This is a genomic window from Cohnella panacarvi Gsoil 349 (genome assembly GCF_000515335.1).
Lineage (GTDB): Bacteria > Bacillota > Bacilli > Paenibacillales > Paenibacillaceae > Cohnella > Cohnella panacarvi.
Window position 1 is genome coordinate 3,029,012 of the sequence record NZ_KI911563.1, and the last position, 24,275, is coordinate 3,053,286.

Genomic DNA, 24,275 nt, shown 5'->3' on the forward strand with positions numbered 1-24,275 from the left:
AGGGGAGGGACAACGATGGATTGGTTGGAGAGAATGACAAGCGCCATGGATTATATCGAAGCGAATTTGGCGGACGAAATCTCCTATGACGACGTCGCACAGATCGCCTGTTGCTCTACGTATCATTTTCAGAGAATGTTTCCGTTCATCACGGGTGTCTCGTTATCCGAGTACATTAGGCGCCGACGTTTGACATTGGCGGCCTTCGAACTGCAGACCACCGACGCCAAGGTTATCGATATAGCTATGAAATACGGCTACCAGTCGCCGGAAGCGTTCACGCGGGCGTTCAAGAATCTCCACGGAATCATGCCTATATCCGCGCGCGATACAGGCGTTGCTCTGAAAGCCTATCCTCGCATGTCCTTCCATATCTCAATCAAAGGAGATGTCGAGATGAACTACCGGATTGAACAGAGAGGGCCGTTCGAGATGTTCGGCGTATACGGCGTAGTTAGCCAGGATATGCAACAGGCATTCCGCGATGTTCCTGAGTTCCGCCAACAATGCGACGAAGACGGCAGCGTTAGTCTAATGAACGAGCTGCTAGGGCGGTTCGGCAATTCCGTATTGCACGCCGCCTTATACGATCACACGGGAGAATCGTTCAAGTACATGGTCTGTTACCATCTGCCCAAAGGACTTGAAATACCGGAGAAATTCACGAAGTTGTCCGTGCCGGGATCAACATGGGCTATATTCCCGGAGCCGCAGTGCGATCTTCAGAAGCTATGGGAACGAATCTATTCCGAGTGGTTTCCGATATCCGGGTATGAACAGGTAGAGGGTCCCCAGTTCGAAATGTGCTATGGAATGCCCTGCCATACGCAGGGCGAGATCTGGATTCCCGTCAAGAAGAAGTAACTTTTACGGTCCAAGAGTTCATGATCAAGATGATTTTCGCATACCAATCTCGTCTATAACATTGAGACGAATAAACGGATGAGAGAGGTGTACGATCATGAAGTTTAAAGCCACGCTTGAACTGAGCAAGAAGACGGCTACCGGCATTCACGTCCCGAATGAAATCGTCGAAGCGCTCGGGGCGGGGAAAAAGCCGCCTGTCAAAGTTACGATCCGCTCGTATACTTATCGCAGCACGATAGCGGCAATGGGCGGCAGGTTTATGCTGCCGGTCAGCGCGGAGCATCGAGAAGGGGCGGGTCTTCAGGCCGGGGATGAATTCGAAGTCGAAATCGAGCTGGACACCGCGCCTCGGGAGTTGACTGTGCCGGATGACTTTGCAGAAGCATTAGATCGTGAAGGAGAGGCACGGCGATTTTTCGACAGTTTGTCCTATAGCAACAAGCGTCGGTTCGTATTGAATATCGAGAGCGCCAAAAGCGCCGAAACAAGACGGCGTCGTATCGAGAAGTCCGTCGAGCTGCTGCGTGAAGGCCAGCTTCAATAAGGATTCGCATGAGAGGGCGTCCGAAAGGACGCCTTCCCTGCGAACATGGACGGTTAGGCATACTCGCCTATCTACTGCGGCACAATAAGTGCACTTCGGAAAGAGGTGCCGCCGCCATGAGCCGATCTAGAGGGGAATTCATTCCTGAATTAGCGTACTTTGAGCCGGATGCTCTTCGTTATCCCAAAGGCGAACGCATCTTCGAATGGATCAAGAGCCAAGGAATCCCGTACCGGATGACGACTTCTCATAATAGAATTACGAATTTGCCTGGAGAGTCGGAGCTCGAGCAATACAAGATCGCCAAACGCACGCTTGTCGTCGGGCTCAGGAAGACGCTGAAGTTCGATACGTCGAAGCCTTCCGCGGAATACGCCATCCCGCTCGCCACAGGGTGCATGGGGCATTGCCATTACTGTTACTTGCAGACGACTTTAGGGGCTAAACCTTATATTCGGATTTACGTGAACACCGATGGCATTCTCGCGCAAGCGAAGCGGTATATCGAGGAGCGGGCACCGGATATTACGCGCTTCGAAGCCGCTTGTACGTCCGATCCCGTAGGAATCGAGCACATTTCGGGGTCGTTGAAAGAATATATCGAATTCATGGGCGGGGAGCCCCTCGGGCGTCTCCGGTTCGTAACGAAATTTCATCATGTGGACTCCTTGCTGGATGCGAAGCATAACGGGCATACCCGGTTTCGGTTCAGCGTGAACGCGGACTATGTCATCAACAACTTCGAGCCGGCGACCTCTAGCTTCGCCGACCGAATCGAAGCGGCAGGCAAGGTGGCTAGAGCAGGGTATCCGCTCGGCTTTATCGTTGCGCCGATTATTTGGTACGACGATTGGGAGCAAGGATACGGCGAGCTTTTCGATAAGCTATCCGAAGCCCTTCCGATGGAGGGAACGCGGGACCTTACGTTCGAACTCATCCAACACCGGTTTACGAAGACGGCCAAGACGATTATCGAGAGAAGATACCCGAAATCCAAGCTGGAGATGGATGAAGCGAAGCGACAATATAAGTGGGGACGTTGGGGGCAAGGCAAATACGTGTATCCCAAGGATCAGGCCGACGCGCTGAGAGAGTACATTACAGAGCGCATATTCGATAAGTTCCCTGAAGCGAAGATCGAATATTTTACTTAGAGGAATGAGCGAAGGGGGCGTTTGGCCGATAGCGCAAAGCCTTCCCCGCTACCTCAACTGCACGGAATACAGTTCGTTATCACAGTATCATCCTTCTTCTATTGAATAACTGCATCGAGTACATCTCATTATCGCCGAAACCGTTAGGACTCTCGTTATCTACCCAAATAACAGTACTTCGCACCGTTTACCGGTCCATGGGTGTCCAATCGATTGGAATACCTGCCATTCATGCAGTTAGTGTCGAGCAATGACGATGCGTTGGCCTAGTTGATATCGATCAGTAAAAACAAACGGAAGAGGCGACCCTCGGTCGAATCGACCTTGGGATTCGTGCCATATCGTCGGCGCCCACGATTGCGACGTATTCAACTCGCCCTCAATCAATTAAGCAAGGGCCATCCTGCGCGTAAACTGCACGGGATGGCCCTTGTACTATATATCAGGTCCGGGAGAAAGCCGAATAGGGAATGACGAACTCCGGCATGCCGTCCGCGAAGGACGTGTACTCGTATTGGGTAAAGTAGACAACGGCTCCGTTATGCCGCAAGAAGAAATCGCGATCCGGCTCGATCGTCTTAAACGGCGTGTGCAACGTCAACCCTCGATCCGCGATTTGTTTCTTGATCGCCTCATTGATCGTCGTGACGTAATCCGTGCGCTCGCCGGCGACATCCTTGAGCGAGAGCCTCTCTCCGGTCGATAAATCGAAGGTGTATGCCACGCGGGCCGTGTTGCTATGCGCTCCGCCCAGGTATACGGAATAATCGGCATAGAGACTAAGCAGACCCTTCTCATTGTACGTGACGGTGTACCGGCCATCGAAGGTCGGTCGGCGAACCTGCGCGTTCGGATTCTCGGCGAGCAGGTCGTCGTTCGCCTGTACGACGGGATTCATTTGCTCCGAACCTGCCGTAACGAATCGGTCGGCTTCTTGTTTCAAGAAGCTGTTGATTGTCCGCTGTACCTCGGCGTTATCGAGCCCTGATAATACGGGATAATACACCGATAACGATTTGTCGTCCCCGTCCGCGCCGATCGTCTCTGCGGAAATGGAGAGTTCGTTTTCCTTAAGAGCATGCAACCCGATGAGTTTGGAGCCCTTATCGTACGTCACCTCGTATCCGAATCGCTCGGATAAGAAGCGAAGCGGGAGATACGTCGTGCCGTTCTGCAGGATGGGTTCGGGACCGAATATAGGCTGGCCGTTCAGGCTGATGGCACCGGTCGACAGGCCGATTCTAATCGAACGGTTACGCCCCGTAACTTGCACGAGCCGGCTGGAAGGATCATATCTCGTGGTTAATCCTAACGCGGAGTCGATACTCCGCAGCGCGATGTAAGTCGAACCGTTCTTGTTGATGGTGCCGATATGAAAGCTCGTCCCATTGATCTTGAACGGCTGCGAGATCGTCGAATATTTCGTAACGGCCGCGGAAGCGATGCCTTGAGGAATCGCCGATGCGGCGGGGAATGCCATGACGACGGCGAGAGACAGAAGCAGCTTACGGGTACGATCGGATAGAGCCGAAGATTGCATTTGCATTCACATTCCCTTCTTCGTTATGTGTTTGTTGATGGCAATATAAATAACGAAGGCGGAGAGAGTAAGGTTGCTGGTTCTCGCCGGTTGCCCGATATTACCAACCACGGAATTTACCTGCCTAAGAAAGGGCAAACTAACATGAATCACTTTCCTCTAACGGAAGGCGGATATGCGAATCAATGGGGTTGGAACAAAATCTACTTTTGGCGATTTGGATTTTCAGCTTGCTCGTGATCTCGGCCTTTGTACCTTGCCATAAACGACATTCTTTTGTCATAGCCTTCATAACGGCACAGGGGCTTGATTGGTTTGCTCAGATGATGTTCTTACAATATAACGTTCTGTCTTTTCCGGTGCGAGAGTTCCCGAAGGCATCCGACATGAGTATTACTTTGATGATTGTATTAATGCCGCTTTATACGGCGATCTACGTGATTTACGAACCTAGAGCGACTAGGATTGTACGCGCCGTATACTTGGTGTTGTGGACGAGCTTTGCGACTTTGACGGATATAACGATATCCCGCTATAGCGGATTGCAGGATCACAAGAGCTACTATTGGTTGGTCGCGGAGCTCGTATTCGGCGTAATCCTCGTGATATCGAACGCGGTTGTCCGATGGTTTTTTCGCCATTTGCCTTTGTCGCGAGAGGATCGGGGGAACGTATGACTTTAGAGCGCGGAATTCTGATTGGCGTAACGATCGTTTCTTTACTCCTGATCCTGGTCATCCCGAGACAACACTATCGGCTAGCCATGGTTGCTTTTCTAACGACCCAATTCATGACCACGATCCTTGGTCACGTTGTCGTTGACTCCGGCGCGCTGGCCTATCCGGTTCGTGAATTCGCCGAGATCAATCGAACCAGCTTCATCTATGAGTTTCTAGCCTATCCCATGATTTGCGCCCTATTCAATGTGTATTATCCCGCGAACCCCAACCGCCTATTGCAGATAGGTTATTTCGTACTCTACTCCTCCGTGCTAACCATAATTGAGGTGGTTATCGAACGGTATACGAAATTAATTGACTATATCCAGTGGAATTGGTTTTGGACTTGGGGATCGTTGTTGATTGTTTTTACCGTAACCCGGCTCGTCTGCGTCGTATTTTTCAGCACGATCCGTCAAGCAAACGATTAAAATTGTGATTTATTTCACATTAAATCCGGCAGGACCATGTTAAAGTAAAGATGCAAGGAGAAAGCCACACATTATGGCAGCAAGAAGAAGGGAAGATGGATCATGAACATTCGATTTCTGAAGCGATCCCGGTCCGAGCGATCTCGTCAATCCATTCAAAGTCATCGCTAATGAGTCGCAAACAGATTTTTTTACAATACTAAGTGAAAAAAATCACAATAAAACGGAGATGATTGTCATGTTAGCATGGCTTAGAGGAAATAGATACGCCGCAATTCTAATGGTTTTCGTTCGCGTCTACCTTGGATACCAATGGATCGAGGCAGGCTGGCACAAGTTAACGGGCGGATTCGATGCCGGCGGGTTCTTGAATAACGCGATCGGCAAGCCGATCGTCGACAAAACAACGCAAGAGCTGGTATATCCGAACTTCGTATACTTCATCAAACACTTCGCATTGCCTAACGTCAAGGTGTTCAACGTCCTCATCCCGCTCGGCGAGTTCCTCGTAGGCGTCGGACTCATTCTCGGGGGACTAACGGCTGCGGCGGCCTTCTTCGGACTGTTAATGAACTTCATGTTCATGTTCGCCGGAACGATGAGCACTAACCCTTGGCTCGTGCTTATCGGAGGCATCGTGCTCTTCGCGGGAACGAATGCAGGACGGTATGGATTGGACTACTACCTGATCCCGCTTCTTCGCAAAGCATACGCCAAATTCAAGAAGCCTCGCGGAGACGACACGACAACTCCCGCAGGCGCCGCGCACGCCAACTAACCGGATTCCTAGATAGAAAAGGAGCGATTACGATGTTTCATACAGATAAAACCAACTTAACCGAGCTTATGCTCCGTCACTGTTATCATTGCGACAATGCCTGCGAGTGCGACGAACGGATGATCATCGCTTGCATGGAGGATCAAGGTGCCGAGTTCCCGGTCGTACCCAATCAGACAAGAGAACTGCTCCGATTGTACGAACAATAACCTGATCCCGCTTCTTCGCAAGGACGCTCCTACTGCTTAGCAGGAGCGTCCTTCTTCTTGCTTCAAGCGGAATTAATAGGCATAATTGGAAGATCGAATAGATTAGAAGAGCGGAGGCGCGCGAATGATAAGAGCATCTGAAGACAACGAATATTACATTCTTACGAGTCCAACGATTCTACCGAGGGCTTCGGGATTTCTGTGGAACGAGAAAATGATGATTCAGTTGAATTGTCGCGGTTATGCGACGTCGCAGTTCATGCAGCCGGAGCCGGCGAAATATTCCCATGCGCCGAATTTGGAAGCGAAATCGTTCATGCAGCCGGAGCAACCTTACTACGCTCACCATCCGGGGCGGTTCGTGTACGTCAAAGACGAGACGGACGGCAGGATTTTCTCCGCGCCTTACGAACCGGTGCGTTCGGATGCCGATCGTTATACGTTCGCGGTAGGTAAACATCGGATCGTCTGGAATACCGAAAGCGGCGGGGTGGCCGTCAATATGAGCTTGAGCCTGCCCAAAGAGGATGCGATCGAGCTCTGGCGGGTCAAGATAAAGAACGTGTCGACGAGCAAACGGAGCATCAGCGTCTACCCGTATTTTACCGTCGGTTACATGTCGTGGATGAATCAATCCGGCGAGTACAACGAACGATTGCAAGCCATCGTATGCTCTTCGATTACGCCGTATCAGAAAGTCCACGAGTATGACAAGATCAAACGGCTGAAGGACCAGACGTATCTCCTAGCGGATCGGAAGCCATATGCCTGGGAAACGAGCCAGGAAGCATTCGAAGGAGAGGGCGGACTTGCCCGCCCTAGCTCGATCGAGAGCGAATCGTTGGGCAATGGAGACGCCCGGTACGAAATGCCGGTCGCCGTGCTGCAATACCGTCTGGACTTGGAACCGGGGGAGGAGAGCGAATATCGCTTTCTATTCGGTCCGGCTAAGGACGAGGACGAGATCGCGCGGATCCGCGCGCAATATTTCACCGATGCGAATGCCGACGGCGTCGACGGTTTCGCGCAAGCGGAGCGGGAATACGCGGAATACGTGAGCGAAGGCCGCGGGTGCCTCGAGATCCACACGCCGGACGCGGATCTCGATAACTTCGTCAATCACTGGCTGCCGCGGCAAATGTATTATCACGGCAAGACGAATCGGCTCACGACGGACCCGCAGACGCGGAACTATCTGCAAGACCATATGGGCATGAGTTATATCGATCCCGGGATCGCCAGAAAGTCGTTCCTTACGGCATTAAGCCAGCAGAACGCGGACGGAGGCATGCCGGACGGCATTCTGCTGCACGAGGAAGCCGAATTGAAGTATATCAACCAAGTTCCGCATGCGGACCATAACGTCTGGCTGCCCATATGCATAAGCGCTTATTTGGACGAGACGAACGACTATTCGCTGTTGGACGAGAAGGTACCTTACGCGGACAACGGGGAACCGGCGGCCGTATCGGAGCATATCGACCGGGCCATGCATTGGCTAATGAAAGACCGCGATGAGCGCGGGCTCAACTATATTCATCAAGGCGACTGGTGCGACCCTATGAATATGGTCGGCGTCCGGGGCAAAGGCGTATCCGGATGGCTGACGATCGCGACTGCCTATGCGTTCAACGTATGGGCGGATATTTGCGAGGCCGGCGGTCGCAAGGAGGCAAGCACGACGTTCCGAATGGCGGCCGAGGCGACGAACGCCGTCGTCAATCGCTATCTATGGGATGGCGAGTGGTATGCGCGAGGCATTACGGACGACAACGTGCCGTTCGGAGTGAAGGAAGACAAGGAAGGCCGCATCTTTATTAACCCGCAAGGCTGGGCTCTGTTAAGCGGAGCCGCGGATGACGAGAAGAAGAAGAAACTCATCCGATCCGTCGAGGAGCAATTGGAAACTCCGTACGGGGTGGAGAAACTGGCTCCTTCTTACACCGCCATGCGCGAGGATGTGGGACGGGTTACGCAGAAGCATCCTGGTTCGGCCGAGAACGGAGCGGTATATAACCATGCGGCGGCTTTCTATATTTTCGGACTTTATGCCGCGGAAGAACGGGACAACGCCTATCGTCTGCTGCGCAAGATGATTCCCGGACCGGGTCGCGAAGATATCGTTCGGAGGGGTCAATTGCCCGTATTTATTCCGAACTATTATCGCGGGGCTTATCGGCAATTCCCGCGCACCGCGGGACGTTCCAGCCATCTATTCAATACGGGGACGGCGGCTTGGGTATATCGGTGCTTGATCGACGGACTGTTCGGCTTGCAGGGAAACCCGTCCGGTCTGCGCATCAACCCTCAGCTTCCCGCGGAATGGCAAGAAGCTGCCGTGAAGCGCGAGTTTAGAGGAGCGCGGATGAATATCGAGATGAAGCGGGATACAAGCGTAATGACGACGGAAGTGTACGTGAACGGCGAGTTTATCGAAGCCGGCGTTATTCATGATCTGCAGCCGGGAGTACAATACGACGTGCTGGTCAAATTGCCTCGGCAATAGAACGATCCGGTAATAAGAAGCGCCCCGGCTGCTCGCCGCTGTAAGCGAATGAGCTTCCGAGGCGCTTTGTGCTTGCGCGTGACCGTTACTTCGAAGATTGTTGCTGTATTCTTGATCTTCCTTGGTCGCTCGGATCGTTAGACCGCGAGGGGCTTTGCTTCGGGTTGTTTTTATCAGGCTTCGTTTTGGTGCTCATTATCGTTCACCTCCGTGATGTCCCTAGTGAGTATTTCACCAAACCGATATCCTTATGATTGAAGCGAATTCCGCGTACCGATGATTTTACGGCTACGCATTCGTCTATATTTATGAATCAACCATTTCCCGCATTAGGAGGTACGAATATGACTTTAAAACTCACCCCTTATATTAATTTGGAAGGGAAGACAAGCGAAGCGATCCGTTTCTACGAGCAAGCCATCGATGCCAAGGTTCTCTTGATGCTTACTTACGGAGACATGCCGGAAATGCCATCCACCTTTAATGACGAACACAAGAACTTGGTGGCACATGCCAAATTGCAGGTTGGCGATTCGGAGCTCATGTTCTCCGATTCTCCGGGCGGTTCAAGGATTGCATTAGGAAAACAGGTAACCATTTGCATTACCACGAACGATGTGGAGAAATCCAAACGAATCTTCGATGCCTTGAGCCAAGACGGCGGCCAAGTCAATATGCCATTCCAAGCGGAGCCGTTCAGCCCCGGATTCGGGGATGTAACCGACAAATTCGGCGTCACCTTTCAGGTTTTCACGGAAGCGCAATATTAACTGCGGAGCACGGGCCATCAGCAAAGATGGCTTTTTTTTTAGATTGACTAGTCAATCCGCTTGACTAATTGCACCGGAGACGGTAAAATCGGCACATGGTCAACTAAATTGACTATATATCGGAGGGTTAACCATGAGCATGGAAGATAACGTGAGTATCGTTCGTCAGTTTATTCAAAGGTTTTGGAACGAAGGCGACCTCGGGTGTACCGAACGGTTCTTGACGGAGGATTATGTAGATCATGCTTATATTCCGGGCAATGTAGCCGGACTTAAGCTGACGGCCGGCTCACTGCACGCGGCATTCCCGGATCAGTCGTCCGTGGAGGAAAGCATCATAGCGCAAGGCGATCGCGTCGTTGTGAGGTTGAAGCTGGAGGGGACGCACAGAGGGAACTTCAGAGGGACGGAGGCGACCCAGAATCGGATTAACGTGAAGGTGTACCGGGAGTTCCGCTTGGCGAATGGCCGAATAGCCGAGCACTGGGCGTTACTCGATACGGCCGCGTTGCTCCGGCAGATCGGAGCAGAACTTAACGAACATCCCGCATGTCGAATCAACCCATAAACGGTTACACTAGGCTGCCCTCATAGGCAGCCTTAGTTATTCTTACGAAGCATGTTACAATAGGTTCTGTGTTGATTCCGCGGAGAGGTAAGGTGGATAAACCTAATGGCACAAGAACCGGCGGGGTATGAGCTAACCATGTTGTTCGCTTCCGCGTTCCGATTGGTTGTCGATGAATTGCATCGCGAATTGGCGCGGATCGGTTACGACGACGTCAAACCCTCCCACGGGTTTATATTCCAGAAGCTGTCCTGGGGCAGCGCTACCGGCAATGAAATAGCCGAGCATATGGGGGTCACCAAGCAGGCGGCCAGCGTGATCATCGACTATCTGGAACAGCACGGTTACGTGGCAAGGGCTCCCCATCCTACCGACGGAAGAGGGAAGCATGTCGTCCTAACGGAACGAGGCTGGCAGTGCATTCGGGCTACCGAAACGATATTCTCCGCGATAGAGAGGCGTTGGCTCGACGTGCTGGGGCATGAGGAAATGGAACGGCTTCGTTCCTCGATGCGCCAGATCGTTCATGCGTTCCCCGGCTCGCAATCCTCACCGTTCCGACCGGTCTGGTAACAACATAGACCCGCAGCTAAAGGAGATAGATAGAATGGCACCCGTGCGTTTCCTAGAAGGAACCGGAACGCGAATATTCGAATCGCTATCAATAATGACGCTTATCAAGGGAAAGGGTACGGAACGGAAGCTCTGCGGCTCATGCTGGATTACGGCTTCGGCATCCTGAATCTTCACCGTATCGAGCTCAACGTGTTCTCCTATAACGAGCGGGCGGTGCATGTTGAAATCCCTCTGACCGAGGTTTTTTATTTTGCCGAATAAAAGGTAAAATTGAATGCGAGAATACAGCATAACGAAATGAGGTCGTTACATGGAAAAAAGCCACAAACACCCGGTTCTAAAAAAATGGATACGCGGCCTAGCCGTGGTTATCGGGGCGTTCGTTACTGCCTATGGACTTGAAGCCGTATTAATTCCGAACAACGTATCCGACGGCGGCGTAACGGGCCTAAGTATCGTGGGTTCGGAACTTGTCGGAATTCCGCTTGGCGTGTTAATCGCGATCCTTAACGTGCCGTTCGTATTTTTAGGATACAAGCAGATCGGCAAAAGCTTCGCGATCTATTCCGTGCTCGGGATCGCCTCGCTCGCCGTAGGCACCGTCGTCATGCACGAAATATCTCCGATCATAGAGGGCGATACGCTGCTCGTAACCGTCGTCGGCGGTATTATCATCGGTTTCGGCATGGGTCTTGCCTTAAGGAACGGCGGCGCGTTGGACGGCATCGACATGCTCGCCGTATTGCTTTCCCGCAAACTGCCCTTCGGCACCAGCGATCTCATCTTGTTCCTGAATATGTTCGTGTTCATCGTCGTATCGACTGTATTCGGCTTGCAGGGCGCGATTCTGTCGGGCATCGCTTATTATATCGCGTCGAAGATGATTCACATCGTCGAAGAAGGGTTAAGCGGCGCGAAGACGTTCAAGATTATTACCAAATATCCCGAGGTCATGGTCGAGACGATTCGCGATCGCTTAGGGCGCGGGGCTACTTATAGCCTCGTGGAAGGCGGATACTCTAACGAACAGTTCAAAGAAATCGCTTGCGTCATCAACCGATTGGAAGAAAGCAAGATGAAGGAAATAATTCAGGAGATCGACCCGCATGCCTTCATTGCGGTGTACGACGTCGCGGAGGTCAGGGGCGGGAACTTCGGGAAGAAGGATATCCACTAGCGAAGCGCTTGAACGTGTCTCGATTCGGAGTGCCCTTTCGGAACGAAGAAAGCAGTGCTATAGTGTAGATTAGCACTCTGGAAACGCTTTCTAACGCGCAACCGGAAACTGGAGGGATGAAGTCGTGCAGAAGAACGAATTGGCGCACCGCATGGCGGACAGTTCGATCAAGCTTGTCGATGGAGCCGGAAACCCCATTGCAGGCCAAGAGATAACGTTAAGGCAAACCAACCATAAGTTCATATTCGGATGCGGCATATTCGACGCGATTCCGGTAGCGAATCGGAACGTGCCGGCGGACAGGCTTGCTTTTCTGGAACGAAAGCTGGATTTATTCCTTGATGTATTCAATGGCGCAACGTTGCCCTTCTATTGGGCGATGTTCGAGCCTGAGAAAGGGAGCCCTAAAATTCCGGAACTACAGACTGCCGCACGGTGGTTGAAGGACCGGAACGTTTCGGTTAAAGGCCACCCTCTCTGCTGGCACACCCTAACGGCGCCGTGGCTTCTGGATCTCGGCAACGAGGATATCCTGAAGGCGCAGCTAGCCAGAATCGAGCGCGACGTAACCGCCTTCCATGGCTTAATCGATACATGGGACGTCATCAATGAAGTGGTCATTATGCCGATCTTCGATAAGTACGACAACGGAATTACGAGAATTAGCCAAGACCTCGGACGAATCGGAATCATTAAGGAAATGTTCGCCAAGACGCGCGAGTGCAATCCTGGCGCCACCTTGTTGCTGAACGACTTTAATACGTCGATCAACTACGAAATCTTAATCGACGGATGTTTGAACGCGGGGATTACGATTGACGCCATCGGCATTCAGTCCCATCAGCACCAGGGATATTGGGGGCGCGAGAAGCTGGAAGAGGTGCTGGAGCGGTTCTCCCACTTCGGGTTGCCGATCCACTTTACGGAGAACACGTTGACGTCCGGACATATCATGCCTCCCGAGATCGAAGACTTGAACGACTATCGGATTCCGGACTGGCCGTCCACGCCGGAATTCGAAGAGCGTCAGGCAAGAGAAATCGACGAGATGTATTCGATTTTGTTTAAGCATCCTTTGGTAGAAGCCATTACGACCTGGAATTTCAGCGATGAGGGCGCTTGGCTCGGGGCTCCCGCGGGAATCGTCAGGGCGGATAACACCCCGAAACCTTCATATGAGATTCTGAAGAAGCGAATCAAGGGAGACTGGTCTACTAACATGACGGTTACGACCGATGAGAGCGGAACGGTCTCGTTCCATGGATTCGTCGGCGAATACGAACTGATTTGCGGAGATCGCAAAATAAGCTTCCAGCTTGAGAAGGATACCGGGACGGCCAGACTGGTCATCTAATTCCATAAGAGATTCGCGGTCCCCCTCAGAATGATTGAGGGGGATTTAAGTTTTCAAGGAAGAAGGAGAATGGTAGAAAAACATCGAAATTAGTCATTATTAGGTAACGGATACTACGATTGGACACAGGAGGAACTTGTCAATGCATAAGCTTGTAAAATCTTTGCTCGTTATTGTGATGATGGCCTCAGGGTTATTGATCGCTCAGCCGCGAACCGAGGCGGCATCCTATTCTTCCTACGCGTATCCGCAAGGCAACGTCGGGTTGAAGAAACCTCAGATTCTGTTCGAATTCATGTCAAGCGACATCACGCCCGAACTGAAAAGCTATACGATGACAATCGATGACGTCAAAGTGGATGCTCAATGGAATATCGGCAGAATGATTTTGTCTTATACGCCATCGGAGGATTTACAACCGGGTGAGCATACCGTAGACATCGTGTTGGAGCTGAAAGACGATCGCTACCTGCCGCTGGAGAGAAGCTGGACGTTCCGCATCGACGAAAGAGCCGTTTCCGACCTGCCCGCGGCGCCTACGGCGCAGCAATCGGAAGGCATCGAGGCGATCAACGATTACCGGGTTATGCACGGGTTGAATCCCCTTGCGTTCAATAAGAGTTTGACGTACGCGGCACAAGTGCATGCTCGGTATCTAGAAACGAACAAAGTCGCCGAAACGGGAGCATCGATGCACGAAGAAGATAGCGGGCTTCCCGATTATATCGGAAGCGATTTGAATAAGCGCGGCGAGTATGCAGGATATACCGGCGCTTTCTCGGAAGACGTGTCTTACAACGGAAACCCGGACACCACGATCACGCATGCGATCGACGGCCTATTCGATGCCCCTTATCACCGCATGCCTTTCTTGATGCCCGAAGCCGTGGAGATCGGCCTCGATAAACAAGGCAATTACACGGTCATTGAATTCGGACTCAAGAATGAAGGGGACTCGCGATTAGTCGTTTCTCCCGCTCCAGGCGACCCTTACGTACCGGTCGACTTCGACGGTAACGAGACGCCGGACCCGATACGGAATCATTCCGACGCGGAGTACCCCGTCGGTTATCCGATCATGGTCCAGCTCGCGGGGAAATTCGTTAGAGACGTGCAATTAGTAGAATCCAAGCTGACGGATCGCGCGGGCAACGAGTTGGATCTGCTGCAGAATACGCCGAAAGACGACGATCATCTGCGGAATGAGGTCATGCTGATTCCGATAAAACCGCTCTCTCCGGATACGGTGTACACGGCATACGTGAAGTTGTCCGTCATTGAGGACAATGAGCCCCGAGTCTACGAGAAGAAGTGGGATTTCCGTACGGAGCCTATCGAGGACTTAGGGAAGAGTAAATTGCATAGCGATTCCGCCGCGTATGCGAAGCTCATGAATCAACCCGACAAGCTGGTGCGCGTGGTCTCCTTCGGACTGGCGGATACCGAATTCGTCTTGGACGACGTTATCGTACCTATGAAGCAGAAGCCGATCGTTAAAGACGGGAGCTCTTATCTGTGGATAAGGGATTTAGCAGGGGCGCTTGGGGCATCCGTAGACTGGGACGATCAACGGATGGCCGCCATCTATTCCAAACAAGGCAGAACCATCACGCTTTACACGAACCAAAAAGCTTATGCGTTGAACGGCCAAGAGGTTGCGACGAACTCGCCGGCTATATTGGATAACGGTTCGACGCTTATTCCGGTGAGACTGTTATCCGAAGTGCTTGGCGCCAAGGTTGATTTCGATGATACGACGCGAACGGTGACCATTAGTTATTAAGAACGAGGAATTTGCATGCATGAGTCCGCGATCGATCGCCGGTCGCATACGCTGCAGAACGTACAACCGATTTCCGTCTCAACTGCGTGGAGTACAGTTCGTTATCATCCTATCGTCATTTTTTCTAGTGGATAACGGCATCGAATACATCTCATTATCGCCGAAACATCGGATCTCGCATTTTTCTACCCAAATAACTGCACTTCGTACCGTTTACAGATCAAGGAGTATCCCAACGATTGGAATACCTGCCATTCATGCAGTAAATGACGCCAACGCACGTACGCCCGGAAATGGAGTAGGCTAGAGGTATCTTCGGCTTGCGGGAATACAAGCACATATCAGGGAATTAGCCCGGCAATACGGCATCTAAGAACGCGCTTGGAAGCCGAGAAGGAGCGCTTGCCAACGGCATCGAAGACGACATCATATCTTTTGCCCGCTTTCGTGAAGTCCTCCCGAGTATAATCGACAACGAAGTCCGCCCCTGCTTTTCGTACCGGAATTCCCCCCTAAGTCCAAGTAATGACTTCATTGTATCTAGGGGGATCATTCCTTGCATTGACTTAAGTCAATAACAGTAAAGGCCATCCTGAAGAGGATGGCCTTGGACGAATACTTGATTCTGTTGCCGAAACTATGCGGTCGTCGCGGCTACTCCGGCTGTCTCCGGCGCGATTACGTTGCGTTGCGCGGATGCGTCGCGGATCGCCTTCACGAGCTGCACGTTCGGCTTCGTACCGGTGATGTCCGCCGAGTCTTTCTCCTGAAGCTTCAACGTGACCGTCGTACCGTCGGCGCTTACGTTTACGTCGTTGACCGTATAGCCGTCCACCAGGAACGAGTCGAAGGCAACGGAAGCGGCTTGAATCGCTTCCGAGAATGTTACGGTCACGGTATCCCACTTGCTGTTCGCATTCGAGTCCGCAATGACGCGGGACACGATGGACGGAGCCGCGTAGTCGATCGCGCCGGTTTGCGATATCGCGGTACTCGCAATATTGAGGTCGGACGTAAGACCGCCGGCCGTAATGCCCAAAGCCACCGTGCTCGGATTGATAATCCCTACGGCGCTTGGAGCTTTAACCGTGACGAGCGCCGTGCCTCCTTCGTTCTTATAGGTCGCCGAAGTCGCCGCTTGTCCGTCAATCGTAAATTTCGATACATCGATTGCGTTCAGATACGTGTCGACCTTGAACGTAAGCGTATCTCCGCTGATGGCTCTTACATCGCTAATATTGCCGTTGGATAGCGTGACAGCCGTCAGAGCGACCGTATTACTGAGAGCGCTCGTGGCATTGCCCGCCGCGTCTTTCACTTGACCGACGAGAAGCTTCGCGTAATTCCCGAAACCGAGGCCCGAAATCGCGTTCGGGAGCGTAATGAGAACGCCATTGTTGCCGGCGGTCGGAGTAATCGTCGTGCCTGCCGGCAGCGCGCTTGGATGGCTGCCGTCGGAAGCGGCCAATCGGTAATAATTCGTATCCAGGATGGAGCCTAGCCCCGTAATGGTCATCGCCTCGCTGAACTTAACGACCACGGTCTTATTGTCCGCTGTAAACTCGCCCGTCGTAACGTTTGGCGCGATCGTGTCCGCTACGCTGAACGAAGTGGAATAAGGAAGGTTTTTGTTCTTCGCGAGCGAGGTATCCGTTAAGACGCCATCCGCCAAGCTTAACGTGTATGTGGAGCCGTTGATCGGGACCGCAGTAGTCAAGCGATACGTATTGCTTGTCGGGGCGACGCCGGAGACGGGAATCGTCGTACCGTCCGCCGACTTCAAAGTGAAATCGGCCGGGTCGACGCCTGTTACCGCTTCGCTGAACGTTACGTCCACGTGGGTGGAATCGACATAGTTCACCCCGCTAACCGTAGGCGCGGTCGTATCGGCAATGACCGACGTCGTAAGCGTGGTCGTCGCGAATTTGTTCCCCCAAGCATCCTGAAGCTGAACCGCTGTCGAGGGGCTGTTGTTCAAGAACAAGGTGACGGCGCCTTGCGGCAGCGGGGCGTTGTCGAAATTTACCGTCATCGTAAGGCCGTCCGGACTAAGGGACGCCGTTCCTTTATAGCTCGGCACGTTATTGTTCGAATGATATACCGTAAAATCCGTATTCAGAGCGCCTGTGCCTGCCATGCTTACCGCTTCGTTGAACTGAATCGCAACCGACGTTTGCGTGATCGACGCGACGCTTGCCGCCGGAGCGACCGTATCCGCCGCGTAGCTGAACTTCACATCGCTTTTCGGTACGGCCAGACCTACGAAGTCTTTGATCTGATTGCCGCTCGCGGTATTCGTCGGGTTGATGGTCAGCGTATAGTCTCCGGCCGGCAATGCGCTGCCGAGCGTCAGCTCGACGACGTTCGGCTTAACGATCGTCGGCGCTCCGGCTAACGAATACGTATTATTGTTGAGCGAGAATGCCGTGTTGCTCAAGGAAGAGGCCGTTACGGGCTCCGAGAACGTCACTTGAACTTTGGTCGGTGCCGTCAGCTTGGCGCCGATCGCGCTTGGAATCGTCAAATCCAGGAAGGTGACGGTTTCGCTGACGTTCGCCAGCTTGCTGCCGGAGACGGATTGCACGTCCTTGATCGCCAGCGAACCGACGGCTTGCTGGCCTTCCGCCTGGGTCAATGTGACGAGAACGGATTTCTTGTCGTCCAGCAGATCGACGGAGGAAATCCCCGAAGAAGCTCCCGTGTACGTGTAGTTGGATACGAGTTGGGCAGACGTTCTGTCCAGTTCCTGATTGAACGCGACCTTGATTTGTTTATTATTATCCGCGGTCACGCCCGTCACGCGGAGGTCGGTTACAACCGGCGTAACGATTGCCGGTCCTTTGACGTTCGGCTTGTTCACGGTGATGGTATAGGGAACGCCGCCGGTCATTCTGTCTGTCGTAACGACAGCGGACATCTTGTCGTCGCTCAAGCTCACATTCGTAATGTTCAGTGCCGCGCCTGTTGCCGCTTTAATCGTAATGTCCGACGCCGCAAGCGAATCAAGCGCTTTGGAGAACGTTAGAGTTATCGACGATAAATCCGCGCCGGCCGTAGCCGTAACGGTCGTCGACAGCAAGGCTGCCGCCGCCGATTGCAACTTGTCCTTGTTCGTCAGAAAACGATCCACGACTACGGCAACCTGCTCTCGCGTGGCGATTGCTTTGCCGTCGAATCGGGTAGGCGTTACCCCCGCGAACAGATCGTTCGCAACCGCGAAGGCGACGGCGTCTCGGGCATATGGCGAAATTCTGTCCTTGTCCTCGAATATCAGGGTATCGCCCAATCCCTTCATGTCGTCCGGAGTCAGTCCAAGAGCGCGTACGAATATCGTCGCCATTTGTTCGCGAGTGATCTGTTTGCCGCCCCCGAAGACGTCCGCGGAAAGCCCCGAGATCCAACCCTTCTTCACCGCGGTTTCTACATAGGTGTAAGCCCAATGATCTTTGCCAAGGTCGGTAAAGGTAGGCGTACCCGGATTCGCGAGCTCGTTCTCGGGAACGAGCGCTTTAACTAATAGAGTCGCGAATGCGTCGCGATTCATGGCGGACTTGGGATTGAAATTTCCCGCTTGATCGCCCGTAATAATCTTCATGTCCATCAATCGTGAAATGGAAGGCCTAGCCCAACTGGAAGCGGAAGTGAAATCGTTCGGCGTAGCCGCTTGCGCTTTGCCTACGCCTCCGGCAAGCGGAACCGTCGAGATCAACATCCCGCCTAGAATAATTTTGGCGACATTAATCTTGACGTTCGGATATTTCTTCTTCGCGTAATCCTGGACGTCAGAGATGAGTTCTTGTTTGTTGCTCCCGTCAAGGTCGGACTCGCTTGCGAATTCGACTTTCTGCGGATCAAGGTAAATAATCAGTTCATAGCCTTCACCCGTTTTGATGAGCTCATCGCGCAAGACATTCAATTGAAATTTCCTCCAATCGGGTTGTAAAATCAACAGACAACGAATAGCCTGCCATATCGTTTCCGTTAATGAAAAATTCAATTCATTGAGGTTCATCGCAGGCGAGCGGTGGAACGCGTCAGGAGCCACCGGGCCAACATTATCAGCCAGATTGCATCACTGCAGCAGGTCGTCGATTTTATCCGAACCACAGGAGACTGGAGGCACCCATGGCCAATACCGATAAGTTCGAAATGATCGCCGGCACGTATGATACACCTGAAAGAATCCGAATCGCCAAAGCATCCGCGGAAGCCATCCGTGAATACATCATAGATGCCAAGAGCAAGAGCGCGATCGACTTCGGTTGCGGGACCGGGCTAGTCGGAATGAACCTACTGGACGAATTTCGTGCCATGCTGTTTCTGGATACTTCCCCGGGCATGATCGACCAGATAAAAAGGAAGATTACCGAGTCGGCCATTCGGAACGCGGAGACGATGATTTTCGATTTCGAAAAAGAAGGATTGGGCGATGTTCGCGCGGACTATATATTCATGGCACAAGTCCTGCTTCATATTCCCGATGTTCAACCCGTTCTGACCAGGCTATACGAAGTGCTGAACGACGGAGGGCATCTGCTCATCGTCGATTTCGATAAGAACGACAAGGTATCTTCAGAACTCGTCCATACCGGATTTAACCAGAACGAGCTGGCGGACCTCATGACGGCAATCGGGTTTAAGGATATCCATTCCAGAACCTTCTTGGCCGGCGAGCGGATTTTCATGGGGCAAGACGCGTCGATGTTCGTTCTGGACTCCAGCAAGTAAACTTATGATCGCCGCTTGTAAGAGAGCAGCTCGGACACCGTTACGAACCGGAAGCCTCTTCGCTTCAATTCGGGCAATATTCGTTCCAAAGCCGCTATCGTTTGCGTACTCCCCTGGACATGATCGTGGAACAAGGCAATATCCCCGTTACGGGCGTTGTTCAACACTTTGTTCACGATCTTATCGACTCCCGGCTTGTTCCAATCCTCCGTGTCTTGATGCCAAGACCATAAGACGATTCGATAATGAAAATATTTCGACACGCGGACTAATTGCTCGCTGTAATACCCGCCGGGGGGACGGAACAGGTGAGGTTGCTGCCCGGTAACTTGCACAATCGCGTCATTGGTCTGCTCCATCTCCTTACGAATCTTCTGACTCGAATCCCGGCGATTGAAGTAGGGGTGACTGTACGTATGATTCGCGATTTCATGCCCCTCCAGCGATTCCCTAATGACGAGATCGGGATACTCCTCCACGCGTTTGCCCACGACGAAGAAGGTCGCCTTGGCTTCGTATTGGCGCAGAAGATCCAGGATCGCCGGCGTGTCCTCCGAATCGGGACCGTCATCGAACGTCAGAGCGATAACTTTCTCCTTCGTCGGAACTTCCCAGACGATTTCGTTGCGGGCTTCATAATAATCCCGGCTGTTGGAAGGAGCAGACCAAGCCGGCGTCTGCGACGACAAGAGAAGACAGGCGACAAGAGCACCCGAGCGACGAAACGGCATGCGAATACCTCCATGAATCCAGATCGTCTCTATACTGCCTTAATGGGGTACATTCGTATACATCGAATAACGAAGAAAGGCACCCGTACCGGGTGCCTTTCATGAATCTTATGGGCGAGTCGTCTGTTCGAGCGCGCTAAGGTACGCATGGGCTTCTTCGTTCGTCGTTCCGCACATCTCAAGGGAGGGCGGCAAGCTGCCGCAGACGGCGGGGCGTTCAGGCTTGCCGAACAAGCCGCACCGGTAATCCTCCGTCAGATTCACGCAAGGGACGCCGGCAGGCTTGCCATCCGGCATGCCGGGTATCGGGGAGGAGATAGAGACGACGATGCAACACGCAGCGCAGCCTATTCTACATTCCATGTGGCGATTCCTCCTTCACCTCATTATAGGTATAGGCGAAGGAGCTTGACAATCGGAAATCGAGCGATTAAAATCTAACCAGTTAGTTATAAAGGATCGAAACGGTGGTGAACGATACGCCAGGCTCCAACACAAGATCGAAGAAGACATACGATGCCGCGAAGACCAAAGAAACGATACTGGACGCTGCCGAGCTCATATTCGCGGAGCAAGGGTATTCCGCCGCGCGAGTCGATGCGATCGCTAAGGCGTCGGGCTACAATAAGAGCCTGATCTATCAGTATTATCAGGATAAAATCGGTCTGTACACCGAGGTCGTCAAGCGGGCGGACCAATTGGGCGATCGGGTGCTCGGCGAAGTAATCGGACAGTTGCAGATGGACGAATCGCTCACAACCGATGCAACCAAATTCAAGCGTTATATAACAACGATCGTGAAACATTCGTATCAATTCATGCTCGATCATCCTCGGTTCATGAAAATTTTCGCTTGGGAAGCGGCGGAGGAATGGAAGACTTGGAATCAAATCACGTATCGCCCAGACGACATCTCTCTATTCCTTGAGATTGCCAAGAAGGCAAAGCAAAACGGTCTGCTTCGTTCCGATCTCGATCCGACGTTCTTCCCTTTGTTCCTCTTGAATAACGTATTTTTCGCCACGCTGACGCTATCTCGGTTCAAGAGCTTCGGCAGCGGAACGGACTCCAGTGCCGAGCAAGACATAGAGCTGGCCAAGGAGCAAACCGCAAGCTTTATCATATGCGGCTTAATGAACCCGTCGTACCTTTAAATGAGGGCGACGGTCATTTTTAAGTATTTATAACTAACTAGTTAGATAATAATAAGGAGGCAGGAAAATGAACGGTATTCAAAACAGTTCAAGAAGATGGTGGATCTTAGGGGTATTGGCGTTAAGCATGCTGGTGATCGGACTCGACATGACGGTGCTTAATCTAGCGATGCCTGTATTGGCAGATGAGTTGCACGCGACGACCAGCCAATTGCAATGGTTCGCTAACGCCTATAATCTGGTGCTGGCAGCGGCTTTATTGCCGGCAGGTTTGCTGGGAGACCGGTTCGGCAGCAAGAGAATATTGCTCTCCGCCCTGCTCTTGTTCGGAGGGGCGTCGCTCGCATGCGCGCTGGCAGAGGATTCGGGTTTTCTTATCGCGGGAAGAGCCGTGCTAGGGTTGGGGGCGGCGCTAATGATGCCGGCTTCCTTGTCGATGCTGCCTGTCCTGTTTAAAGAGGAAGAGAGACCGAAAGCGATGAGAATCTGGGTTACGGCGACCGCGCTCGGCATGCCTCTTGGCCCTATATTGGGAGGCTGGCTGCTGGATGAGTATGCATGGGGATCGATATTCTGGATGAATATTCCGATCGTAGCGATCTCTTCGATAGCCGTCGCGCTAATGTTCCCAAGAAGCGACGGCGGCAATCGGAATAGAGCGGATATTCCCGGCATCCTGTTATCAAGCGGGGGGCTGGCCGCATTGACTTACGGGGTGACAAGGTCGGGTGACGAAGGTTGGGGGGACGAACTAACGATTCTATTCGTCGCGGCAAGCGTCCTATTGCTCATCGCGTTCGTATGGCGTCAACGCAAAGCCTCTCATCCGCTCGTTCCGTTAGCGCTGTTCCGTGCACGCAGATTCGCTTGGGGGGCTTCGCTCGCAACGCTCGTCAATAGCGCGATGTTCGGCGTGTTGTTCGGATTGCCGCTTTTCTTCCAAGCGGTGAACGGCGTCAATTCGCAGACGACGGGACTGCGCATCCTGCCGTTGATCGGCGGATTGATCGTCGGCGCGCAGTTATCAGGGAAACTAATCGCGCGATTAGGCGACAAGGCGATCGTCGCGATCGGCTTCTCTTTGATGGCGATCGGACTCGGTCTTGGCGCGTTGACAGACGTCTCGACGGGATATGTCTATATCGCATGTTGGGTTGCGCTAGGCGGCGTCGGCATCGGCTTCGCATTGCCTGCGGCGATGGATGCCGCATTAGGAGCATTGCCTGCCGAGAGCAGCGGCATCGGCTCGGCGCTGACGATGGCGATGAGGCAAGTCGGAGGTACGCTCGGCGTCGCGCTTCTAGGCGCGATTCTGAATGCCGCGTATCGCCGGGATCTGCCCATCGACGGGATAACGGGCGAAGCTGCGGAAGCGATGCGATCGAACGTAACCTCGGGCATCGCCGTTGCCAGGCAATTGAATTCCGCCGATTTGCTGGCATCGGTGAGGGGAGCTTTCGTTAGCGGCATGGATGCCATGCTGTGGGCAAGCGGCAGTATAGCCGTTCTCGGGCTCCTGCTAACGCTAGCTTTTATGACGAATAAGAAAAAAGCGAACGCGACTTCCGGGACGAGCGATCAGGTGAACCTCTAACGGGACGGGACCAATAGACGAGGCACTCGTTAATCGGGGCGCGGAGATGATACACTTGGTTCAAGTCGTCCATATGAAAAAGCGGGAGTTGCGAGAATATGCCGGAGATGCAGGAATATCGCGAGGAAATAGAGTTCGTATTTGCGGAAGCGTCGAATGAAATGAAGGAACTTCCGCCTATATTCCGCGAACGGGCGCAGGCGTTACTGACGACTAGCAACCCGTTATGCAATGGGGGAAGGGCGAATCGGATCAGTTACTTGCTGCCGTACTGGATGCGGGAGCTGACGAACAGCCCGTCCGCGTTGTGCCGCGATATGGCGGTCGGCAATATTTACGCGATGCTTCGTTATTTCCTGCTGGACGATGCGATGGACGGGATCGAGAGGAGCGGGGGAACGCTAAGACGTTCCTTGGCCCTTGGCCAGCTGCTCGAGGAACGGTTCAGACGGCGCTACGGCCGTCACTTTCCGCACGGTTCCGAGCTGTGGGGCTGCTACAGCAAATACGTAGAGGAGTGGGCGACAGCGGTTCATTCGGAAACGGAAAAACCGATCGACCCGAACGACTTCGCGCGGTTGGCCCGGAAAGCGGCACCCGTCAAACTAGGCGCGAGCGGGTTGTTGCTGCATGCCGGAATGCCGGATCGAATTCCGGATACGGAGCATGCCGTCGACCTGGCTCTTGCCGTGCTCCAGATGTCCGATGATTGGAACGATTGGAAGGAAGACCTGTCCGAACCGAATGGCAACGCGTTCCTGTCGATCGTACGCGCGGATCTTCCGCCGGCGGAGGCGCTGGATGAACATAAGGTCGGGACGGCCATCTACCACCGTAATGCCGTTGACCGTCTTGCGGACATTGCCGAGACCTATGTGGAACAGATCGGGCGGATTCCCAACCAACCTGGCGGGCTGCTCGCATTCGCCGATACCGTCGCCCGGGGAATCCGGACAGTCGCCCTGCGCGTAGAGAATGACAAACGCAGCTTGGCTGAAGAAGGCGCATTCGCGCACTGGTTGTCGAAAATAACAGAATAATGACACATTTTGTATGCGGGATGGTATGATGTAGGCAATAGCCTACTTTCTC

Annotated in this window: 23 protein-coding genes and 1 pseudogene; 19 read left to right on the top strand and 5 right to left on the bottom strand. The window is 52.9% G+C overall.

Annotated features, from left to right (window positions below; all coding sequences use genetic code 11):
- Window positions 1-15 precede the first annotated feature (15 nt).
- From COHPA_RS0114605 to splB, 3 genes are all read left to right on the top strand, one after another.
- The gene (locus COHPA_RS0114605; RefSeq protein WP_027086900.1) at window positions 16-864 is read left to right on the top strand and encodes an AraC family transcriptional regulator; all 849 of its coding nucleotides are present in this window, start codon (window positions 16-18) and stop codon (window positions 862-864) included.
- 97 nt (window positions 865-961) lie between these two features.
- On the top strand, window positions 962-1,411 hold the full coding sequence (locus COHPA_RS0114610; RefSeq protein ID WP_027086901.1) for a YdeI/OmpD-associated family protein: 450 nt from the start codon (window positions 962-964) through the stop codon (window positions 1,409-1,411).
- A 116-nt stretch (window positions 1,412-1,527) separates the two neighbouring features.
- On the top strand, window positions 1,528-2,565 hold the full coding sequence (gene splB, locus COHPA_RS0114615; protein WP_027086902.1) for a spore photoproduct lyase: 1,038 nt from the start codon (window positions 1,528-1,530) through the stop codon (window positions 2,563-2,565).
- A 442-nt stretch (window positions 2,566-3,007) separates the two neighbouring features.
- Here splB and COHPA_RS0114620 read toward each other — a convergent pair whose 3' ends face one another.
- Window positions 3,008-4,111 (bottom strand): stalk domain-containing protein, encoded by a 1,104-nt coding sequence (locus COHPA_RS0114620; protein WP_027086903.1) that lies wholly within the window; start codon window positions 4,109-4,111, stop codon window positions 3,008-3,010.
- Between the two features lie 179 nt (window positions 4,112-4,290).
- Between COHPA_RS0114620 and COHPA_RS26260 the strand changes: the two genes are divergently transcribed.
- The 12 genes and pseudogenes from COHPA_RS26260 to COHPA_RS0114680 all read left to right on the top strand — a co-directional run bounded on the left by COHPA_RS26260 (window position 4,291) and on the right by COHPA_RS0114680 (window position 14,976).
- Window positions 4,291-4,782 carry a CBO0543 family protein gene (locus COHPA_RS26260; RefSeq protein ID WP_027086904.1) on the top strand — a complete coding sequence of 164 codons (492 nt, stop codon included), beginning with the start codon at window positions 4,291-4,293 and terminating at the stop codon, window positions 4,780-4,782.
- Window positions 4,779-5,255 carry a CBO0543 family protein gene (locus COHPA_RS0114630; RefSeq protein WP_027086905.1) on the top strand — a complete coding sequence of 159 codons (477 nt, stop codon included), beginning with the start codon at window positions 4,779-4,781 and terminating at the stop codon, window positions 5,253-5,255. Before COHPA_RS26260 ends, COHPA_RS0114630 begins: the two co-directional genes overlap by 4 nt.
- Before the next feature lie 238 nt (window positions 5,256-5,493).
- A complete protein-coding gene (locus COHPA_RS0114635) occupies window positions 5,494-6,033 on the top strand; it encodes a DoxX family protein (RefSeq protein WP_027086906.1) in 540 nt (179 codons plus the stop codon).
- A gap of 32 nt (window positions 6,034-6,065) precedes the next feature.
- A complete protein-coding gene (locus tag COHPA_RS25635; protein WP_156926676.1) occupies window positions 6,066-6,242 on the top strand; it encodes a hypothetical protein in 177 nt (58 codons plus the stop codon).
- Window positions 6,243-6,366: 124 nt separating this feature from the next.
- Window positions 6,367-8,748, top strand: a complete 2,382-nt coding sequence (locus tag COHPA_RS0114645) for a GH36-type glycosyl hydrolase domain-containing protein (RefSeq protein WP_027086907.1) — start codon at window positions 6,367-6,369, stop codon at window positions 8,746-8,748.
- Between the two features lie 344 nt (window positions 8,749-9,092).
- Window positions 9,093-9,518, top strand: a complete 426-nt coding sequence (locus COHPA_RS0114650) for a VOC family protein (protein WP_027086908.1) — start codon at window positions 9,093-9,095, stop codon at window positions 9,516-9,518.
- A 133-nt stretch (window positions 9,519-9,651) separates the two neighbouring features.
- The gene (locus tag COHPA_RS0114655; protein WP_027086909.1) at window positions 9,652-10,086 is read left to right on the top strand and encodes an ester cyclase; all 435 of its coding nucleotides are present in this window, start codon (window positions 9,652-9,654) and stop codon (window positions 10,084-10,086) included.
- Window positions 10,087-10,191: 105 nt separating this feature from the next.
- Entirely contained in the window at window positions 10,192-10,659 is a 468-nt protein-coding gene (locus tag COHPA_RS0114660; RefSeq protein WP_027086910.1) for a MarR family winged helix-turn-helix transcriptional regulator, read from the top strand.
- Window positions 10,660-10,719: 60 nt separating this feature from the next.
- Window positions 10,720-10,881 (top strand): annotated as a pseudogene (locus COHPA_RS25190) (GNAT family N-acetyltransferase); the annotation flags it as partial.
- 91 nt (window positions 10,882-10,972) lie between these two features.
- Complete coding sequence (locus tag COHPA_RS0114670; RefSeq protein WP_027086911.1) at window positions 10,973-11,839, top strand: YitT family protein; 867 nt, start codon at window positions 10,973-10,975, stop codon at window positions 11,837-11,839.
- A 124-nt stretch (window positions 11,840-11,963) separates the two neighbouring features.
- A complete protein-coding gene (locus COHPA_RS0114675; RefSeq protein ID WP_027086912.1) occupies window positions 11,964-13,193 on the top strand; it encodes an endo-1,4-beta-xylanase in 1,230 nt (409 codons plus the stop codon).
- Window positions 13,194-13,335: 142 nt separating this feature from the next.
- The gene (locus COHPA_RS0114680; RefSeq protein WP_027086913.1) at window positions 13,336-14,976 is read left to right on the top strand and encodes a stalk domain-containing protein; all 1,641 of its coding nucleotides are present in this window, start codon (window positions 13,336-13,338) and stop codon (window positions 14,974-14,976) included.
- Between the two features lie 341 nt (window positions 14,977-15,317).
- Here COHPA_RS0114680 and COHPA_RS25195 read toward each other — a convergent pair whose 3' ends face one another.
- Entirely contained in the window at window positions 15,318-15,482 is a 165-nt protein-coding gene (locus tag COHPA_RS25195; RefSeq protein WP_084761016.1) for a zinc-binding dehydrogenase, read from the bottom strand.
- A gap of 131 nt (window positions 15,483-15,613) precedes the next feature.
- Window positions 15,614-18,892, bottom strand: coding sequence for an S-layer homology domain-containing protein (locus COHPA_RS0114685; protein ID WP_027086914.1), 3,279 nt, complete (start codon window positions 18,890-18,892; stop codon window positions 15,614-15,616).
- A 209-nt stretch (window positions 18,893-19,101) separates the two neighbouring features.
- Between COHPA_RS0114685 and COHPA_RS0114690 the strand changes: the two genes are divergently transcribed.
- The gene (locus COHPA_RS0114690) at window positions 19,102-19,704 is read left to right on the top strand and encodes a class I SAM-dependent methyltransferase (protein ID WP_027086915.1); all 603 of its coding nucleotides are present in this window, start codon (window positions 19,102-19,104) and stop codon (window positions 19,702-19,704) included.
- 2 nt (window positions 19,705-19,706) lie between these two features.
- Here the strand turns inward: COHPA_RS0114690 and COHPA_RS0114695 are convergent, their stop codons facing one another.
- Both COHPA_RS0114695 and COHPA_RS0114700 read right to left on the bottom strand, forming a co-directional pair.
- On the bottom strand, window positions 19,707-20,435 hold the full coding sequence (locus COHPA_RS0114695) for a polysaccharide deacetylase family protein (protein ID WP_027086916.1): 729 nt from the start codon (window positions 20,433-20,435) through the stop codon (window positions 19,707-19,709).
- 108 nt (window positions 20,436-20,543) lie between these two features.
- On the bottom strand, window positions 20,544-20,798 hold the full coding sequence (locus COHPA_RS0114700; RefSeq protein ID WP_027086917.1) for a zinc/iron-chelating domain-containing protein: 255 nt from the start codon (window positions 20,796-20,798) through the stop codon (window positions 20,544-20,546).
- A gap of 107 nt (window positions 20,799-20,905) precedes the next feature.
- Here COHPA_RS0114700 and COHPA_RS24520 point away from each other — a divergent pair, with 107 nt between their 5' ends.
- The 3 genes from COHPA_RS24520 to COHPA_RS24525 all read left to right on the top strand — a co-directional run bounded on the left by COHPA_RS24520 (window position 20,906) and on the right by COHPA_RS24525 (window position 24,223).
- Window positions 20,906-21,589: a TetR/AcrR family transcriptional regulator gene (locus COHPA_RS24520; RefSeq protein ID WP_027086918.1), complete on the top strand. Its 684-nt coding sequence runs from the start codon at window positions 20,906-20,908 to the stop codon at window positions 21,587-21,589.
- A 67-nt stretch (window positions 21,590-21,656) separates the two neighbouring features.
- Complete coding sequence (locus COHPA_RS0114710; RefSeq protein ID WP_027086919.1) at window positions 21,657-23,183, top strand: DHA2 family efflux MFS transporter permease subunit; 1,527 nt, start codon at window positions 21,657-21,659, stop codon at window positions 23,181-23,183.
- Window positions 23,184-23,281: 98 nt separating this feature from the next.
- The gene (locus COHPA_RS24525; protein ID WP_027086920.1) at window positions 23,282-24,223 is read left to right on the top strand and encodes a hypothetical protein; all 942 of its coding nucleotides are present in this window, start codon (window positions 23,282-23,284) and stop codon (window positions 24,221-24,223) included.
- Window positions 24,224-24,275 lie beyond the last annotated feature (52 nt).

What these genes read in the sequence shown, in the direction of transcription:
- COHPA_RS0114605 (WP_027086900.1), top strand. Translation starts at nt 16, where the DNA reads ATGGATTGGTTGGAGAGAATGACAAGCGCCATGGATTATATCGAAGCG.
- COHPA_RS0114610 (WP_027086901.1), top strand. Translation starts at nt 962, where the DNA reads ATGAAGTTTAAAGCCACGCTTGAACTGAGCAAGAAGACGGCTACCGGC.
- splB (WP_027086902.1), top strand. Translation starts at nt 1,528, where the DNA reads ATGAGCCGATCTAGAGGGGAATTCATTCCTGAATTAGCGTACTTTGAG.
- COHPA_RS0114620 (WP_027086903.1), bottom strand. Translation starts at nt 4,111, where the DNA reads ATGCAAATGCAATCTTCGGCTCTATCCGATCGTACCCGTAAGCTGCTT.
- COHPA_RS26260 (WP_027086904.1), top strand. Translation starts at nt 4,291, where the DNA reads ATGGGGTTGGAACAAAATCTACTTTTGGCGATTTGGATTTTCAGCTTG.
- COHPA_RS0114630 (WP_027086905.1), top strand. Translation starts at nt 4,779, where the DNA reads ATGACTTTAGAGCGCGGAATTCTGATTGGCGTAACGATCGTTTCTTTA.
- COHPA_RS0114635 (WP_027086906.1), top strand. Translation starts at nt 5,494, where the DNA reads ATGTTAGCATGGCTTAGAGGAAATAGATACGCCGCAATTCTAATGGTT.
- COHPA_RS25635 (WP_156926676.1), top strand. Translation starts at nt 6,066, where the DNA reads ATGTTTCATACAGATAAAACCAACTTAACCGAGCTTATGCTCCGTCAC.
- COHPA_RS0114645 (WP_027086907.1), top strand. Translation starts at nt 6,367, where the DNA reads ATGATAAGAGCATCTGAAGACAACGAATATTACATTCTTACGAGTCCA.
- COHPA_RS0114650 (WP_027086908.1), top strand. Translation starts at nt 9,093, where the DNA reads ATGACTTTAAAACTCACCCCTTATATTAATTTGGAAGGGAAGACAAGC.
- COHPA_RS0114655 (WP_027086909.1), top strand. Translation starts at nt 9,652, where the DNA reads ATGAGCATGGAAGATAACGTGAGTATCGTTCGTCAGTTTATTCAAAGG.
- COHPA_RS0114660 (WP_027086910.1), top strand. Translation starts at nt 10,192, where the DNA reads ATGGCACAAGAACCGGCGGGGTATGAGCTAACCATGTTGTTCGCTTCC.
- COHPA_RS0114670 (WP_027086911.1), top strand. Translation starts at nt 10,973, where the DNA reads ATGGAAAAAAGCCACAAACACCCGGTTCTAAAAAAATGGATACGCGGC.
- COHPA_RS0114680 (WP_027086913.1), top strand. Translation starts at nt 13,336, where the DNA reads ATGCATAAGCTTGTAAAATCTTTGCTCGTTATTGTGATGATGGCCTCA.
- COHPA_RS0114690 (WP_027086915.1), top strand. Translation starts at nt 19,102, where the DNA reads ATGGCCAATACCGATAAGTTCGAAATGATCGCCGGCACGTATGATACA.
- COHPA_RS0114695 (WP_027086916.1), bottom strand. Translation starts at nt 20,435, where the DNA reads ATGCCGTTTCGTCGCTCGGGTGCTCTTGTCGCCTGTCTTCTCTTGTCG.
- COHPA_RS0114700 (WP_027086917.1), bottom strand. Translation starts at nt 20,798, where the DNA reads ATGGAATGTAGAATAGGCTGCGCTGCGTGTTGCATCGTCGTCTCTATC.
- COHPA_RS0114710 (WP_027086919.1), top strand. Translation starts at nt 21,657, where the DNA reads ATGAACGGTATTCAAAACAGTTCAAGAAGATGGTGGATCTTAGGGGTA.
- COHPA_RS24525 (WP_027086920.1), top strand. Translation starts at nt 23,282, where the DNA reads ATGCCGGAGATGCAGGAATATCGCGAGGAAATAGAGTTCGTATTTGCG.